Consider the following 16,720-nt stretch of genomic DNA (forward strand, 5'->3'; position numbering starts at 1 on the left):
TTCGACCGATCGGACGGCCGCGAACGGCCGCCTCGTGGCGGCGGCCGGTGACGGGACACGTTCTGGGAGGGTCGAGTGCTAGCGAAGGTCGTCCGCAGCAAGGCCGTGGCCCGGGCCGCCGTGATCGGACTGGCTCTCGGCGTCTTCGCCCTCGCCGTGCTGGCCGCCGTCAGCATCACCACCAACGCCCGCACCACCGACCACATCGAGCGGAACTCCCGGATCAGCGACCACTGGTCCCAGATCGACGTGCACATCAGCGTCGAGACCGAGGCGCTCAACGACTACATGGTCGCCAAGAAGTTCGGCAAGGACCTGCTGGACAACGCCGTCCACTCGACCCGGCCCGACATCGAATGGCAGGCCACCCACGGCGACCGCCTGGACAAGGAGAACGTCGTCCTGGTGCAGGACTCCTACGCGGCCTTCAGCGACACCCTCAACGAGCTGCGCCGCACCACCAGCAACCGGGACCGCATGAAGGAACTGGCCGACCAGGCCACCCTGGGCGCCTCCTTCCTGCGCAAGTCGGCCAACGCCAACGTCAACCGGCACCGGCTGGCGATGGACTCGTACCTGGCCGACGCGGCCCGGTTCAACGAGAAGCTGAGCCTGGCCGCCGCGGTGATCTGCGGCGCCGACTTCCTGCTGCTCGTGCTCTGCGCCTCGGTCCTGCTGACCCACCAGCGCCGGATCGAGGGCCAGGCCGTGGAGAGCCGCTACCGGGCCCTGCACGACGATCTGACCGGCCTGGCCAACCGCGCCCTGCTCGCGGACGAGATCGAGAAGGCACTGCGGGTGGCCGAGCAGGAGCGCGAGTCCGTCGGTCTGCTGCTGCTCGATCTCAACAAGTTCAAGGAGGTCAACGACACCCTCGGCCACCACGCCGGCGACCTGCTGCTCAAGGAGGTGGCGGACCGGCTCACCGCCGCGGTCCGCAGCACCGACACGGTGGCCCGGCTGGGTGGTGACGAGTTCGCCGTGCTGATGCCGGAGATCCACTCCCCCGACCACGGCGCGGAGATCGCCCGCCGCCTGCTCGACTCCCTCGAGGGCCCGGCCGAGCTGGACGGCGTGACCGTCGACATCAGCGGCAGCATCGGTGCGGCGGTCTTCCCGCTGCACAGCTCCTCGGGCCCGGAGCTGCTGCAGCACGCCGACATCGCGATGTACACGGCCAAGCGCAACCGGCTCGGCATCGCCGTCTACGACCCGTCCGCCGACCGGCACAGCTCGCAGGAGCTCGGCATGATCGGCGAGCTGCGCCGGGCCATCGACGAGGAGGAGCTGGTGCTGCACTACCAGCCGAAGGTGTCGACCAGCAGCGGACGGGTCGTCGGCGTCGAGGCCCTGATCCGCTGGCAGCACCCGCTGCGCGGGCTGCTCTTCCCCGGTGACTTCATCCCGCAGGCCGAGGAGAGCGAGATCATCGTGCCGCTCACCGACCACGTGCTCGGCATGGCGCTGGATCAGCACCGGATCTGGCGGGCCCAGGACACGCTGCTGCCGGTCGCGGTCAACGTACCGACCGTCTGCCTGCTCGACGACACGTTCCCGGACCGGGTGGCCCAGGCCCTCGCGACCCGTGGCGTCCCGGCCGGCGTGCTCACCCTGGAGATCACCGAAACCTCGATCATCAGCGATCCGGTACGGGCCTCGACGATCCTGACCAGGCTGCGGGGCCTCGGTGTCCGGCTGTCGGTGGACGACTTCGGCACCGGGTACTCGTCGATGTCCTACCTGCAGAGCATGCCGCTGCACGAGCTGAAGATCGACCGCAGCTTCGTCCGTACGGTGGCCGAGTCGCACGGCGGAGCCGCGATCGTGCGGGCCGTGCTGGAACTCGCGCGGGCCCTCGACCTCGAGGTGGTGGCCGAGGGTGTCGAGGACGAAGCGGCCCTGGTCATGCTCGGGCAGCTGGGCTGCGCCAACGCGCAGGGGTACCACATCAGCCGGCCGGTACGAGCCACCGATCTGATGGCATGGCTCGGCCGGCCGGTGCTCGAGTCGGCGTGACCTGAGACGGATCCCCGGTGGCGCGTCGCCCACCGGGGATCCGTTCGTGTTCCCCTCGATGACACCCTGAGCCGGACTTCGGCGAAAATCGTCTACAACCGATCCTCGCGAGTCGCCGTCGGACAGGGAGAGACAGCGACAGGGAGCGAGGACATGCCGGAACGAACCGACCGTGACTATCTGGCGTTCGTGCATGCGCGCGTGGCCGAGTTACGGCGTACCGCCTATCTGCTCTGCGGTGATCCGCACCAGGCCGACGACTTCGTCCAGGAGACCCTGACGAAGCTCTATGCGCGCTGGCCACGGATCGGGCGGGTGGAGAACGTGGACGCGTACGTCCACACCATGCTGGTCCGGGTCTTCCTCGACGACCGCCGGCGGGGCTGGTGGAAGGTGCGGCTGCTGAGCGGCGCACCCGAGCCGCCACCGTCCGACCGGAACCCCGAGGACGGCCCCGTGGTCCGGGCCGCGCTGGCGCAGCTGCCGCCCCGCCAGCAGGCCGTTCTGGTGCTGCGTTACCTCTGCGACAAGCCGGTCCGTGAGGTGGCCGATCTGCTGCGCTGCTCGGAGGGGACCGTGAAGAGCCAGACCGCTCACGGGCTCACCCGGCTGCGCGGCCTGCTCGGTGTTCCGGCTCTCGCTCCCGCTGTCTCCGGGGAGGAACGATGAGAGGTGAGGACGAGATGACCGACGAACGCGCCGTCCGGCTGCTGCGCCCGCTGCGGGGGGAGCCGGAGGGACCGGCGCGGATCGACGTGCCCCGGGCGATGGCCGAGGGCCGCCGGCGCCGGGTGGTGCGGCGCTGGTCGGGAGGCGTGGCACTGGTGGCGCTGACCTCGGTCACGGCCGGCGGCGGGACGCTTGCGGTGAGCGCGCTGCGGGACGGGACCCCGGTTCCGGTGCCGACCGTGGTCGTGACGGCGTCGGTGACACCGAGCGCGGCCCCCGCGGCACCGGCCGGGCCGACCGGCTGCCGGGTGACCCGGCTACCCACCGGCGGAGTGACGAAGGCGCTGGTCACCGCCGGTGACCCGAGCGGGCGGTATCAGACCGGCCGGCTCTACGGCACGAGCGCCAACACGATCGTCTGGCGGGACGGGAAGATCCTCGCCCGGCCGGTGGTGCCCGGAGGTGACGGCCGGTTCGCCGACGTCAACCGGTCCGGGGTCGCGGTCGGTTCCGGATTCGTCACGGACGACCGGCAGCAGGCGTTCATCTACCGCAACGGGCGGGTGACGGCGCTCGACGGCTCGCACACCTTCGCCAACGCGATCAACGATGCCGGTGTGATCGTCGGCGCCGTCGGCGAGAGCGGGGCCGAGGTACCGGCCCGCTGGAACTCCGCCGGAGCCAGGGTGAGCAGGCTGCCGCTGCCCGCCGGCATCACGGTCGGCACGGCGGGCGGGATCGCGGAGGACGGCACCGTGGTCGGCACGGTCTCCCCGGACGAGACCGGACTGGGCAGCGGCTATCTGTGGCTGCCCGACGGCACCGGCAGGCCGATGCCGATGCCGATGGTCGACGGCCGGAAGGCGGACTTCTTCTGGCCGGAATCGATCATCGACGGCTGGGTGGCCGGGCGCGCCGTCATCGAGGAGAAGGACAGCCGGGCCTTCCGGTCGTTCCGCTACCGGATCGCCGACGGCACCTACGAGGAACTGTCCCGGACCGTCATCCCGGCCCTGATCGCGGAGAACGGCTGGGTGGCAGGCGGCTACGACCAGCTGGTCGTCCTCGCCGGTGACGAGATGGTGAAGTTGCCGCGCTATCCGGAGGCGGACGACTACCAGGTGAGCAGCATCAGCGCGGACGGCCGGGTGATCAGCGGATCGAGCAGCTCACTCCTGCCCGGCGACCAGGTGGGCAACGACCCGCTCGTCTGGACCTGCAAATAGCGGGAAGGGGGCCCGCGGGCCCCCTTCCTCGATGCCGCGCCGCTCTCAGGAGACCGCGACGTCGTCGAACCAGACGGTGCCGGTGTTGTCACCCGACTTGAGGTGCAGCTGGACGCTGGTGGCCCCGGCCGGGGCGACCGCCTCGACGACGAGCTTGGTCCAGGTGGTGTTGCCGGCCGGCAGACGGTTCGAGGTGCTCTGGCTGATCCACTTGCCGTTCACGTCGAACCAGCTCAGCGCGATCTCGGTGACACCGGTGGCGGCCGCGCCGCGGGCGTACGCCTCGGCACGCCAGCGGTAGCCGGCCTGGACGGGGGTGATCGGGGCGGTGACCAGCGAGGGCAGACCGGCGGTGGTACGGGTGGTGCCGGAGAACCGGACCGATCGGGTGCCGGTACGGACGACGTCGGTGCCGACCACCGGAACGCCTGCGGCGCTGTTGGACAGGCGCCACGGCGAGTCGTTCGCGTCCGCCTCGAAGCCCAGGTTCAGCAGCGAGTTCGGGACGGTGCCGGTGGTCCACCAGGTACGCACGACGGTGGAGGCGAACTTGGGGGCACCGTCGGCACGGTAGAGGCCGAACTTGTACTGGGCCGGCATCTGCGAGACCTGCGAGTTGCTGGGGATGGCCCCGTCGGAGAAGTCGTTGAGCGTCCACGGCGACACCGAGCCGACACCGGCCTCGGAGGCGGCGCGGAAGACCCGGGCCAGGTAGGCGCCCTGCTCGCCCTCGCTGACGACGGCGCTGCTGACACCGGTCTCGCCGATCACGATCGGCGCCGGGGAGACGGCGGCCTGCGCCTTGCGGATCTCGGCGAGCGCCCGCTCCGAGGAGCCGTAGAAGTGGAAGTCGTAGTAGTCGAGCGGGGTCGCGGCCAGCTCGGACTTGATCCTCGCCATGCCGGCCGCGCCGGTGCCGCCGTCGACCGACAGGGTCAGCGGCATGTCCGGGGCGTACGCCCGGATCGCGGGGATGAGCTGCTTGACCCAGGTGACGGCGGCGGTGTCGGCGGGCTGGAACTCGTTCTTCAGCTCGACGGCGAGGATGCGGGGGTCGTCCACGTACGGCGCGAGCACCGCCTTGGCCCAGGTGACACTGTTGGTGACCTCGTTGTAGCCGGACCACCAGTCGAACAGAGTGATCTTGACGCTGAGGCCGTGGGCGTCGGCGATGCTGACGAACTTGCGCAGCTTCTCGGTGTACTCCGGCTTCGGCGTGGGCCAGCCGAACGCCTGCGGGAAGACGATCACCCGTACGTTGTCGGCGCCCAGTTCCGCGATCCTCGCGAGGTCCGCGTCCACCTTGACCGCGTCGAAGTTCGTCCACATCGCCGACCAGCCGGCGTCCGACGGGTAGTAGTTCATCGACTTGGCGGTCTGCACCGCGGCCATCCGGTCGGCCATGGATGAAGTCTCGCCGGTGGCGAGAGCCGGGGCGGCGGTAGAGCCGAAGGTCATCAGAACGGAGGAGGCAAGGACGGCGGCACGCACACGGAAGCTGCTCATGGGGGGGATCAGTGCCTCTCGCAAGGTTGCTTTTCGGGGGTGACCTCTCATTCGGCGGCGGCGTCGGTTCCTGCAGAGTCCCGTTGATGGCAAAAGGGTTGCGAACCGGGTGTGGTCCCTTTCTAACGTTGCGGCCCGGTTGCTGCCCCGGCAGATCGCCGCAGTCCCCCTCCAGCGGTACCCGGCCCCACGTTGCCGGACGGTTACCGGGTTGCGGTGATCCACGACTCACGATTCGATGGACGTCGACCTCCGCCTCGACAGAAAGTACGGACCGAACGACATGCGGCTGCTTGACGACAGACCGAAGCGGCTCGCGACACTCCCGTACCGGGCCGCGGGCCCCGGCGGCGCCACCCGGAACCTGCAACTCGCCGTCGAGACCCTCCGGGTCGACACGCTCCCGGCCGGCTGTGCGGCCCTGCTCGCCACCGGCGACCTGCAGGGCGTGGCGCCCGGGCCGGCCGGTGGCGGCCCGGTCCTGCTCGGCATCGCCCTGGCCGGCTATCTGCGGCTGTGGGCCGAGGGCGGCCTGGTGCCCCCGCCCGGCGAGATCGGGGTGCTGCTCACCGGCGACCTCTACTCGTCGCCGAACGCGGACCGGCGCGGCGCCTCCGGCGACGTGCACGACGTGTGGGCGGCCTTCGCGGCGGCCGGCTGCCCGGCGGTGCTCGGCATCGCCGGCAACCACGACGAGGTCTCCGCCGACCGGGTCGCCGGCCTGGGACCCGCCGTCCTGCTCGACGGATCCCGGCACCGTTACGGCGACCTCACGGTCGCCGGGGTCAGCGGCGTCATCGGAGACCCGGCAAAACCTTTCCGGCGTACGGAGGACGCGTTCCTCGCCACGGTCGGCGAGGTCACGTCGCCCCCGCCGGACGTCCTGCTGCTGCACGAGGGCCCGCGTGGCATCGGCCCCGACCAGCCCGGCCGGGTGGCCCTGCGCGAGCTGCTGGAGCGGCGGACCCCCTCGATCACCCTGTGCGGTCACGTCCACTGGACCCGCCCGGCCGCTCCGCTCGGCACCGGTCACATCGTCAACGTGGACGCCCGGGCCGTGCTTTTCACCAGGTGAGCTCGGTCTCCACGCCATAATGGTCGGAGAGGTACGCGGCGCGGCCGTCGCCGAGGCGTACCTGCCCGGCGAAGACCAGCCGGGCCTCGGCCCGCATCGACGGCCGGACCAGGACGTGGTCGAGAGCCGGTGGTGACGGCCAGACCGGGGTCGGGCGGTAGGTCGGCCGGGTGTCGCCGGCCAGGACGTCACGCAGGCCGGCCGTCGCGAGGAACCCGGCGAGCACCGCCGAGTCGCGGGGCACGTTCAGGTCACCGGCGACCACGAGCGGCACGGTCGCGTCGAGCCCGGCCAGCCGGTCGGCAAGCCGCTCGAACTCGGCCCGCTGGACGCGGGTCCAGCGGTTGCCCGGGGACCAGTCGTCGTCCCGGTTCGCCGACAGATGCGTGTTCACCACGACGAGTTCCCCCGCACCGGTCGCCACCGTGACGACCTGGGCACCCTTGCGCATGAGGTACTCGGGGCGGGCCGGGGACGTCAGCGGGTACCGGACGAACCGCCGCCGGGTGATCGGCCACCGGGACAACAGGACGAGGCCGCCTTTCAGGACGACCGGGCCGGCGTACGCGTGATGCCGCAGTCCGGGGGCGAGGCGGCGCAGCAGGCGGGCGTTGCGGCGGAACATCACCTCCTGGAGACAGACCACGTCGTAGCCGTCCAGTTCCGGCGCGAGAGCCCGCAGCCGTAGCCACGCGTCCGGGCGGTACAGCGTGTTGAAGGTCAGCAGTCGCACGTCAGTCCGTGAGCCGGCGCCAGAGGAACTCGACGACCAGGGCCTCCATGGTGGCGGCCTGGCTGTTGTCGGCCGATCCGGCGTGGCCACCCTCCACATTCTCGTGGTACGTGACGTCGTAGCCGTACTCGATCATCAGGGCGGCCATCTTGCGGGCATGCCCGGGATGGACCCGATCGTCGCGGGTGGAGGTGAGGAACAGGACCGGCGGGTACGGGCGGCCCGGCCGGACGTTCTGGTAGGGCGAGTACTCGCGCAGGAACTCCCAGTCGGCGGGATCGTCGGGGTCGCCGTACTCGGCGATCCACGACCGGCCGGCCAGCAGTTTCGTGTAGCGGCGCATGTCGAGCAGCGGCACACCAGCGACGACCGCCCCGAACAGTTCCGGGTAGCGGGTCAGCATGACGCCCATCAGCAGGCCACCGTTGCTGCCGCCCCGGATCCCGAGCCGCTCCGGTTTGGTGATCCCGCGGGCGACCAGGTCGGCGGCGACGGCGGCGAAGTCCTCGTACGCCCGCGGCCGGTTCTCCCGCAGCGCGGCACGGTGCCAGGCCGGGCCGTACTCCCCGCCGCCCCGGATGTTGGCCAGCACGAAGTTGCCGCCCCGGGCCAGCCAGCCGCGCCCGGCGACACCGCTGTAGCCCGGGACCATCGGGACCTCGAAGCCACCGTAGCCGGTGAGGAGGGTGGGTCCGGCGTCCGCACCGCCGACCACGAAGTACGGCACCCGCGTGCCGTCCGCCGAGGTGGCGAAGAACTGCCGCACCGTCATACCGTCCGCGTCGAAGAACGCGGGCTGCCGCTTGAGCACCTCGGTGGCGCCACCGACCGTGCCGAGGCTGAGGGTCGCGGGACGCAGGAAACCCTCGGAGCAGATCAGATAGGCGTCGTCGTTGTCCGGGTCGGTGTCGACGACCCAGGTGCAGTCGAACTCGCCGGCGCCCGGCAGGGGCTCGCGCCGCCACTCCGGCGTGTCCGGGGTGAGGATCTCGATCCGGGTCCGAACATCGCTCATCGTCACCAGCAGCAGGTGGTTGCGGGTCCACGCCCAGCTGGTGAGCGACGTGTGCGCGTCCGGCTGGAACAGGACGGTGAACTCACGCCGGTCGGACTCGGTGACCAGCAGCGCGCCGGCCGGGTGGGTCCGCCCACCGGTCGTCCACGGTGACCGGAGGAAGACCAGCAGCCAGTCGCGGTGGTACTCGACCGCCGCGTCGTCGGGCACGTCGACCCGCACCAGCGCGCCGGACGGCGTGCACAGAAGGTATTCGGTGTGGTGGAAGTCGCGCCGCCGGATCACCACGTCGCGCTCGTGGCCCTCGGTCGGGTCGTGCACCGCGTGGATCAGCACGTCGTCGGGGTCGCCCTCGAAGACCGTCATAGCCTCGCTGAGCGGGGTCCCGCGCCGCCACCGCTTGGCGACGCGGGGGTATCCCGACGACGTCGTCGAGCCCGGCCCGAAGTCGGTCGAGACCCAGATGTGGTCGGCGTCGATCCAGCTGACCCAGGTCTTCGCCTCGGGCAGCGTGAACCCGCCGTCGACGAAGGTCCTGCTGTCCAGATCGAACTCACGCACCACCACGGCGTCGGCCCCGCCGCGGGACAGGCTGACCAGGCAGCGGTGGTAACCGGGCCGCAGCACGGTCACGTCGCTCCATGTCCAGTTCTCGCCCTCGGCCTCGTTCAGCGCGCCGATGTCGAGCAGCACGTCCCAGTCCGGCTCGTCCCGCCGGTACTCCGCGGCGGTGGTCCGTCGCCAGACGCCGCGCGGGTGCTCGGCGTCCTTCCAGAAGCCGTACCAGAAGCCGTCGCCGCGCCACGCCGGGTACGGAATGCGGTCCTTGCTGTCGTAGACCTCCCGCAGCGCGTCCCTGGTCCGCGCGAACCCCTCGCCGCCCAGTGCGGTCAGCGTCTCGGCATTGCGATCCGTGACCCACCGGGCGGCGGCGGGTTCGTCGAGGGCTTCCAGCCACAGGTACGCGTCGTCGATCACCGCTCGACGATGGCATCAACCTCCGGCGTTGCCAAGACCGTCGGCCGGCTTGCCGTTGCGCTCGGCGGCCGGCAGCGCGACGGTTCGCGGCAGCAGCTGGGCGGCGAGCAGGGTGGCCAGCGCCGACGTGTCGGCCCCACCGTCGCCGTCGGTACGCACCACGACCGGCTGCGGTGCCTGCCCGGCGAGCTCAGCGCCCACCTCCAGCCGGCGCAGGGCCAGTTCGTACTGCAGGACCGCCCGGTTGTCCCGGTACGCCTGGGCGAGCCGCCGCTGGGCCTTGGCCTCGTTCTCGGCCGCGATCAGACCGCTGCGGCCCCGCGTCTCGATCTCGAACCGGACCCGCTGCGCGTTGGTCTCCTGCTCCTCGAGCAGCTGGGCGACCTGCTCGCGGGCCTTGTTGAGCGACGCCTTCACCTCGACGATCCGGGCGTCGCGCACCTTCTTGGCCCGCTCGATGTCCATCTGCAGCTGGTCGATCCGGCGCTTGCGGGTCAGACCCCACTCCTGCTCGTAGGCGGCGCTCTCCTTGGCGACCCGCTCCCGGGTGGCCAGGTGCTGCTGGTACTGGGCGGGCAGCTGCACGTCGGGGATGTTGCAGCCGGTGATCCGCACGCCGTACCGGTCCAGCTGGCGGTTCAGCAGGTCCTGCATGTCGGCGACGTCGGAGCCGCGCAGGTCGTACGCCCGCTCGGTCTGGACCTGCCGGGCCCGCTGCCGGATCGCGTCCTGGACCGCGCTGGAGAGCACCAGGTCGAAGTTGCCGGCGCCGATCGTCCGCACGAACAGCACGGCGTCGGTGATCCGCAGCTTCATGAAGAACTCGATCGAGCGCAGCGGCACGTTCTCCCGGGTCGGGCAGGCCATCACCGGCGCCGAGTACGGGATCTCGGTGGCCACGTCGACGACGAACGCGACCCGCGACCACGGGTGCCACAGGTAGTGCCGTCCCGGGTCGAGGGTGCGGCTGACGGCGCCGTACCGGGTCAGCACGCCGTTGGTGCCCTGCTCGATCTCCACGATCGACGACCGCCACCACCACAGCGCGCCGGCCAGCAGGAACAGGATGCCGGAGGCGTACGCCAGGAAGGACAGTGCCCCGTCGTCGCCGTTGATCGTGAACATCAGGCCGGACAGCAGCGCGAGCAGGCCGAGCCAGAGCGGGGCGAGCCAGCCCTGCCGGCGGCGATGCTTCGGGATGACGACCGGGATCAGGGTGCCCGCGTCGCCGCCGCGCAGCAGCCGGGCGACGTCGCTCCACGGGGCCACCGCCTCCGAGATGGACGAACTGCGGTTCTTCGACGTCACGCTCATGCCTGCTCCTCCGTGTCCTCGTCCTCGGCACGGACGACGGGGACAGCCACGACTGTCGGCCGGTCGGCGTCGCGCAACGCGTTGATCTCCTGCTCACGGTCGGCTATCCGGGCCGCCACCGCGCCCAGCCGGGTCCGCATGGTCGCCATGTCGGCCTCGGTGAACAGCTCGTTGCCGCGCTCGCCGACCATCTCGCGGGCGAGTTGCAGCAGGTCGACACCGACCGAACCGTCCGCATCGGTGGCGCCGCCGATCCGGATGAGCCGTGGCAGGTGGCCGGCCACCTCCTCCAGCCGGTCGAGGACCTCCCGCTGATAGCGGTACTCCAGGATCTCCGGTGCCTCGGCCGCCGTCACTGCGCGGATGTCCAGGGCCTGGGCGTCCAGCAGCGCGGCGTTGGCCTTCGCCTCCGACTCGGCCAGGATGTAGCGCTGTCGTGCCGTCGCCTCGGCGCGGTTGGTCTCCCGTTCCAGGGCGGTGTCCATCTGGGCCTGGTACTGGGCGATGTCGGCCTGGATCGCGGACAGCGTCTCCTGCAGGCTGGCGAGCTCCTTGATCAGGTCGCCCTCGTCCTGCTCCTTGCGCAGCTGCAACGCGTACTCGTGGGTGTAGGCGTCCTTGGCGACCCGGACCATCTCGGGTGCGGCCAGGTCCATCCGGTACTTGCGGTCGGACGGCTCGGCGTGGGTGATGTTGGCGTTGGTCAGCTCGACCGCCGGACGGAACTGCTGGTTGAGCTGGTCCAGCAGCCGGCCGGTGTCCTCACCGACCATGTTGTAGATGTCCGCCGCCGCCTGCTCGTAGATCAGGCTCCGGATCGTCTCGCTGACCGCGTTGCTCAGCTTCTCCTCGAAACCGCGGACCGCGCCGAGCGTGTAGACGAACTCCACCGGGTCGCTGATCCGGAACTGGATGAACAGGTCGATCGACGCCTTCACCCCGCCCTTGGTGGGCGCTTCCCGGACCGGTGCGTTGAACGGGTACTCGCGGGTGGTGTTGACGATGTAGGACACCCGCTTCCACGGGTTCAGCAGGATGATCCGGCCCGGCCCGACCACCTGCTCCAGCTTGCCGAACCGGGTGATCAGAGCGGCGCAGCCGTCCGGCACCATGACCATGCCCTGCCGCCACCAGACGAAGCCCACCGCCAGCAGCGACAGCACCCAGTAGTGGACGCCGAAGTACGGGTTGGTCAGCACGTCACGGCCGGTCACCCCGAGCCCGGCGGCCGCCAGCAGGCCGATCACCGGCAGCAGCAGGACCGGGAGCATGGTCACCAGCGACCGGCCACGCGGAATCACCATCGGGCAGATGACGTGCGCCTGCTCGCCGTTCTCCCGGCGCAGCTCGCTGCGGTTGAGCACCTCGCCCGCCTCGTCGAGCGGCACCATCCGCTGTTCCATGACGGTGTCGACGCTGCCGCCGAGGTCGCGGGCCGCGGGGAAGTCGACCGGGTCGACGCCCGGGTTGGACGGCTCGGTCAGCGCGCCACCGAGCCGGCGTGCCTCCTCGATGGCCACCGCACGGGGGTCGCCGCCCTCGGCGATGGTGCTGGCGGCTCTGCGTAATCCCTGCTGGAGACGTGTCACGGGGTCCTCTCCCGAAAGCCTGGCGGTGCCGCGATGCTATCGAGCTCCATCAAGCTGAGCAGCCCGCCGCCGCAATGAAGTCGCACATTTTCCAACATGTCCGCTGCCGGTTAGGCCCCTGGTTGACATCGATCGCGAATGTTGCGAATGTGCGTCCACCACGTTTCGTGTGTGAACCTGTGAATACGTCCTCGAGGAGAGGCTCGATGTCACCGAAACCTCACTCCACCCGCCGAGCGGGTGCCGCCCTGCTGGGCACCATACTCCTGACTTTTGCATCTGTGAACGTTCCCACATCGGCTTCAGCTGGGCCTAAGCCCGGCGACACGTCCTGCGCCACGACCGGATCCGTCGACTTCGGCGTCGACCTGGCCGGCGCCGGATGGAAGTTCACCACCGGTGACGACACCGCGTGGGCAGACCCGGCCTTCACCGACGGCGCCTGGCGCGACTGGACCGTCCCGGACAACTGGGGAGCGCACACCGACCTGTCCTCGTACGACGGTTTCGCCTGGTACCGCAAGACGTTCACCCTGCCCGAGCGCCCGGCCGGGATCACCGACTCGGCCGTGGTCGCCGCGCTCGGCAAGATCGACGACGCCGATCAGGCGTTCCTCAACGGCCGGGAGATCGGGCGTACCGGCGGCTTCCCACCGGCCTTCGACTCCACGTGGGAGGTGCCGCGGGAGTACTACCCGGCCGACGGGCCGCTCAACTGGGGCGGCACCAACGTGCTCGCTGTCCGCGTCTACGACGGCACCGGCGGAGGCGGCTTCCACCAGGGGCCCGTCGGGCTGTTCTCCAAGGCCCGGCTGCGCGCCCTCGCCGGCACCACCGGGACCGCCGCCACCCGGACCCAGCTGGCCCATGTCTGCGCCGTTCTCCACCGGCAGCATCGCGCCGTGGCCGCCGGCGACCTCCGCGGTTACGCCGCGACCCTGGCACCCGGCTTCTTCCATCAGGGCGACACCGCCGACCGGCGGCTCGCCGACCTGAAGGCGCTGCTCAAAGCCGGGAAGGTGACGCTGACCGACGCGCAGGCCGAGGTCTTCGTGGACGGCCAGGGCCGGCTCGTGGCCGACACCATCCGCAGCTGGACCGGCCTGCCGCCGACCCGTGAGCTCCTTTACCTGGACCCGCGTAAGCAGCTCGAACTCGGCGACCACGCCCGGTTCTTCCGCGACGACTACGCCTCCGCGGCGATGGGCCGCCGGGCGCAGTTCAACGTGTACCTGCCCAAGGACTACACCCGTACCGGCGCCAAGCGGTTCCCGGTCGTCTACATGCTCAACGGCTTCAACGGCAGCAACATCGAGTGGGAGGCCCGGGACATCGACACCGTCCTGGACGCCCTCGGCGTGCAGGCCGTCGTGGTGTTCCCGGACGGCGGCAGCGGCTGGTACGCCGACACCTCGGCCGGCAACTACCGCACCATGATCGTCGACGAGATCGTGCCGCTTGTCGACCGGGCCTACCGCACCATCGCCGACCGGGACCACCGCGGTGTCAGCGGCGTCTCGATGGGCGGGCAGGGCGCGTTCACCCTCGGGCTGAAGAACCCGGCGGTGTTCAGCTCGATCGCCAGCCACATGGGCGCGCTCAGCCTGCCGCCTCTCGCCGGCACCCCGGCCGAGCAGGCCGCCAACACCGGCCTGCGGCCACTCACCCTGGTCGCCGGCATGACCGCGGCCGACCTGAACCGGCACCGCTACTACTTCGACGGCGGCGACTCCGACGAGTACCGGTTCGGTGCGGCCGCGCAGCAGATGAGCACCGCGCTGGCCGCCAAGGGCGTACGCCACGACTACCAGCTCGGCGCCGGACGCCACGACGACGCGTACTGGATGCCGAAACTGGACCGGTCGTTCGGCCTGCACGCCGAGCAGTTCCGCGCCCACCCGGTCCGGCAGCCCCGCGAACCGAGGCCGATCCCGTCGCCGTACACCTGGCCGTGACCGGAAGCAGTCCAGAACCCCGGGGTCGTTGACCCGCTCGGGAACACCATCGGCGGCGGGCCGCCGGAGTCGAGCTCGCCGCCGCGGACCAGTGGCACCCGCTCCACGGTTCGCGGCGGCCGGCCGCTTTCGGCATCGCGCCCCACCGGCGGCCCGAACTCCGGACCGGCGACGAGGCACGACCGCAACCGATCACCGCTGTCGGCGGACCTCAGTCCGGTGGATGCCCGGACTCGGCGAAGACGATCGGGACCTCGTTGTCGCGGACCATCCGGCCCAGCAGGGTGGCGAGCACCTCGCGCTCGTCCGGGGCCAGGCCGGCGGGCAACTCGTCGACGCGCCGGCATGTCTCGTCGTAGAACTCGCGGGCCAGCGTGCGGCCACGCGGGGTGAGCGTGACGAGGGTGCCGCGCGGATCCCGGGGGTGCGGTTCGCGGCGGACCAGGCCGTTGCGTTCGGTGCGGTCGACCAGGCCGGTGAGGCTCGATTTGGCGAGTCGCAGCAGGGTGCTGAGTTCGCCCATCGCGTACGACCGTGGCATCAGTACGCACAGCAGCTGACCCTGCTGCGGGGTGAGCCCGTACTCCCGGGCCGATTCGGCATAGACCGCATTGACCAGGAACGTGGCGCGCACCAGCGCGGCCACGACACCGATTCGCCCGCCCTCGTCCGCCACCGGACCATCCTATCTTTCACCGCAGGGATAGTTCGTAGCCCGAACTACGGTTACAGTTCGTACTACGAACTATGGGTCCGGGGAGAAAGGGCACCACCATGGCCGTACGGCAGATCGTCTTCGGTTTCGGCTCGCACGACATGATCGCCGACGCCCGGCATTGGCTCGAGCTCGTCGACCAGGCCGACCGGGACGGACTCGACCTGTTCTCCCTCTCCGACCACCCGTACCTCGGCGAACGGCTGGACGCCTACGCCGCGGCCGGCCTGGCCCTCGGGCGCACCCGCCGGATCTCCGGATTCGCCAATGTCACCAACCTGCCGACCCGGCCGCCCGTCATGCTGGCGCGCACCGTGACCACCCTGTCCGCGCTGAGCGGCGGCCGGGTCGTGCTCGGGATGGGCGCCGGCGGCCGGTGGGACCGGATCGCCGACATGGGCGTCCCGCACCTGTCCGCGGGTGCCGCCGTGGAGGCGTTCGAGGAGGCCGTCGTCCTGATCCGGAAACTCTGTGGCGGCGGCGAACCGGTCACCTTCGAGGGCCGCCACTACCGGGTGCACCGGATCGAGCCCGCACCGGTGCCCGCGCCGCCGGTGTGGACCGGCTCGGTCGGGCCCAGGTCACTTGCCGCGACCGGGCGCGTCGCCGACGGCTGGATCCCAGGGCATGCGGCGGACTGGCTCAGCACCCGGTTCCGGGAGAGCCGCCCGATCATCGACGAGGCCGCCGTCTCCGCCGGTCGTGACCCCGCCGCGGTGCGCACCGTCTACAACCTGCCGGGCCGGATCACCGACCGCCCGCTGGCCACCACCCGCGACGACACCGGCCGCTGGCTCGGCGGCAGCCCGGCCCAGTGGGTCGAGGAACTGACCGGTGCCGTCCTGGAACACGGTGCGGCCGGATTCCTCCTCTTCTCCCCCACCGGCGGTACGCCCGACCGCGCCGCCCTGGCACGCTGGGCAGCCGAGATCGCGCCCGCCGTGCGGGAGGCCACCGCCCGCGCGTAGCCGGGCGTCTATCGTCGAACGGATGAGAGCCCATCCGGTGATCATCGACTGCGACCCGGGGCACGACGACGCGCTGGCCCTGCTGCTTGCGGCCGGTGATCCACGGCTGCACCTGGTCGGTGTCACCACCGTCGCCGGCAACCAGACACTCGAGAAGACGACTACGAACGCCCTGCGGATCCTCGGGCTGGCCGGAGTCACCGATGTGCCGCTCGCGGCCGGCTGCGACCGGCCGCTGACCGGTGAGCTGACCGTGGCGGAGGACATCCACGGTGTGTCCGGGCTGGACGGGCCGGAACTCGACGTACCAGCCGGTGCGGTGGCCGGCGTCCACGCGGTCGAGCTCATGCGGCGGCTCATCGCGGACGCGGCCGAACCGCTCACGCTGATCGCCACCGGGCCACTGACAAACGTGGCGTCGCTCCTGCGTGACCACCCGGAGGTACGGGCCGGGATCCGGCGGATCGTGTTCATGGGCGGCTCGACCGAGCGGGGCAACACGACGCCGTACGGGGAGTTCAACATCGTCACCGACCCGGAGGCGGCCGACATCGTCCTCCGGTCCGGGCTGCCGGTCACCATGATCGGGCTGAACGTGACACATCAGGCGCTGGCGACCACCGAGGTCATCGCCGAGTTCCGCGGCCTGGGCACCCGGGCGGGCGACGTCTGCGCGGAGCTGATGACGTTCTTCGCCGGTACGTACCGCCGGGTGTTCGGGTTCGAGCATCCGCCGGTGCACGATCCGATCGCCGTGGCGCACGTGATCGAGCCGTCGATCGTCCGGACCGTCACGGTTCCCGTCGCCGTGGAGCTCGCCGGGACGTACACCCGCGGTGCGACGGTCGTCGATCTCCATGGCCGCACCACGGGTGTACCGCACGCGGACGTCGCGGTGGGTCTCGACGTCGACGCCTTCTGGCGCCTGCTGATGACCGCGGTACGCCACGTCGGTCGGTAG

At 71.0% G+C, this 16,720-nt stretch carries 13 protein-coding genes; 7 read left to right on the forward strand and 6 right to left on the reverse strand.

Annotated features, from left to right (window positions below):
• The first annotated feature begins 75 nt into the window (after positions 1-75).
• The 3 genes from AB0G04_RS24775 (at position 76) to AB0G04_RS24785 (ending at position 3,911) form a co-directional block, all read left to right on the forward strand.
• Complete coding sequence (locus AB0G04_RS24775; protein WP_360987118.1) at positions 76-2,016, forward strand: EAL domain-containing protein; 1,941 nt, start codon at positions 76-78, stop codon at positions 2,014-2,016.
• A gap of 153 nt (positions 2,017-2,169) precedes the next feature.
• Positions 2,170-2,685, forward strand: a complete 516-nt coding sequence (locus AB0G04_RS24780) for a SigE family RNA polymerase sigma factor (protein ID WP_360987120.1) — start codon at positions 2,170-2,172, stop codon at positions 2,683-2,685.
• Positions 2,682-3,911 carry a hypothetical protein gene (locus AB0G04_RS24785; protein ID WP_360987122.1) on the forward strand — a complete coding sequence of 410 codons (1,230 nt, stop codon included), beginning with the start codon at positions 2,682-2,684 and terminating at the stop codon, positions 3,909-3,911. Before AB0G04_RS24780 ends, AB0G04_RS24785 begins: the two co-directional genes overlap by 4 nt.
• 45 nt (positions 3,912-3,956) lie before the next feature.
• Here AB0G04_RS24785 and AB0G04_RS24790 read toward each other — a convergent pair whose 3' ends face one another.
• Positions 3,957-5,417 carry a glycosyl hydrolase gene (locus AB0G04_RS24790; RefSeq protein ID WP_360987124.1) on the reverse strand — a complete coding sequence of 487 codons (1,461 nt, stop codon included), beginning with the start codon at positions 5,415-5,417 and terminating at the stop codon, positions 3,957-3,959.
• A 283-nt stretch (positions 5,418-5,700) separates the two neighbouring features.
• Here AB0G04_RS24790 and AB0G04_RS24795 point away from each other — a divergent pair, with 283 nt between their 5' ends.
• Positions 5,701-6,492: a metallophosphoesterase gene (locus AB0G04_RS24795; RefSeq protein ID WP_360987126.1), complete on the forward strand. Its 792-nt coding sequence runs from the start codon at positions 5,701-5,703 to the stop codon at positions 6,490-6,492.
• Here the strand turns inward: AB0G04_RS24795 and AB0G04_RS24800 are convergent.
• The 4 genes from AB0G04_RS24800 to AB0G04_RS24815 are packed head-to-tail and all read right to left on the reverse strand — an operon-like array spanning position 6,482 to position 12,121.
• The gene (locus tag AB0G04_RS24800) at positions 6,482-7,225 is read right to left on the reverse strand and encodes an endonuclease/exonuclease/phosphatase family protein (RefSeq protein ID WP_360987128.1); all 744 of its coding nucleotides are present in this window, start codon (positions 7,223-7,225) and stop codon (positions 6,482-6,484) included. The genes AB0G04_RS24795 and AB0G04_RS24800 overlap by 11 nt on opposite strands.
• A gap of 1 nt (position 7,226) precedes the next feature.
• On the reverse strand, positions 7,227-9,218 hold the full coding sequence (locus tag AB0G04_RS24805) for a prolyl oligopeptidase family serine peptidase (protein ID WP_360987130.1): 1,992 nt from the start codon (positions 9,216-9,218) through the stop codon (positions 7,227-7,229).
• A gap of 15 nt (positions 9,219-9,233) precedes the next feature.
• Positions 9,234-10,532: an SPFH domain-containing protein gene (locus tag AB0G04_RS24810; RefSeq protein ID WP_360987132.1), complete on the reverse strand. Its 1,299-nt coding sequence runs from the start codon at positions 10,530-10,532 to the stop codon at positions 9,234-9,236.
• Positions 10,529-12,121, reverse strand: coding sequence for an SPFH domain-containing protein (locus AB0G04_RS24815; RefSeq protein ID WP_360987134.1), 1,593 nt, complete (start codon positions 12,119-12,121; stop codon positions 10,529-10,531). The genes AB0G04_RS24810 and AB0G04_RS24815 overlap by 4 nt, the downstream gene beginning before the upstream one ends.
• Positions 12,122-12,402: 281 nt before the next feature.
• On the opposite strand from AB0G04_RS24815, the gene AB0G04_RS24820 reads away from it, so the two are divergent.
• Entirely contained in the window at positions 12,403-14,076 is a 1,674-nt protein-coding gene (locus tag AB0G04_RS24820; protein WP_360987136.1) for an alpha/beta hydrolase-fold protein, read from the forward strand.
• Positions 14,077-14,287: 211 nt separating this feature from the next.
• Here the strand turns inward: AB0G04_RS24820 and AB0G04_RS24825 are convergent, their stop codons facing one another.
• A complete protein-coding gene (locus tag AB0G04_RS24825) occupies positions 14,288-14,752 on the reverse strand; it encodes a MarR family transcriptional regulator (protein WP_360987138.1) in 465 nt (154 codons plus the stop codon).
• Between the two features lie 71 nt (positions 14,753-14,823).
• On the opposite strand from AB0G04_RS24825, the gene AB0G04_RS24830 reads away from it, so the two are divergent.
• The gene (locus tag AB0G04_RS24830; protein WP_360987140.1) at positions 14,824-15,759 is read left to right on the forward strand and encodes an LLM class flavin-dependent oxidoreductase; all 936 of its coding nucleotides are present in this window, start codon (positions 14,824-14,826) and stop codon (positions 15,757-15,759) included.
• Positions 15,760-15,781: 22 nt separating this feature from the next.
• Positions 15,782-16,720: a nucleoside hydrolase gene (locus tag AB0G04_RS24835; protein WP_360987142.1), complete on the forward strand. Its 939-nt coding sequence runs from the start codon at positions 15,782-15,784 to the stop codon at positions 16,718-16,720.

Source organism: Actinoplanes sp. NPDC023801, assembly GCF_040639655.1.
Lineage (GTDB): Bacteria > Actinomycetota > Actinomycetes > Mycobacteriales > Micromonosporaceae > Actinoplanes.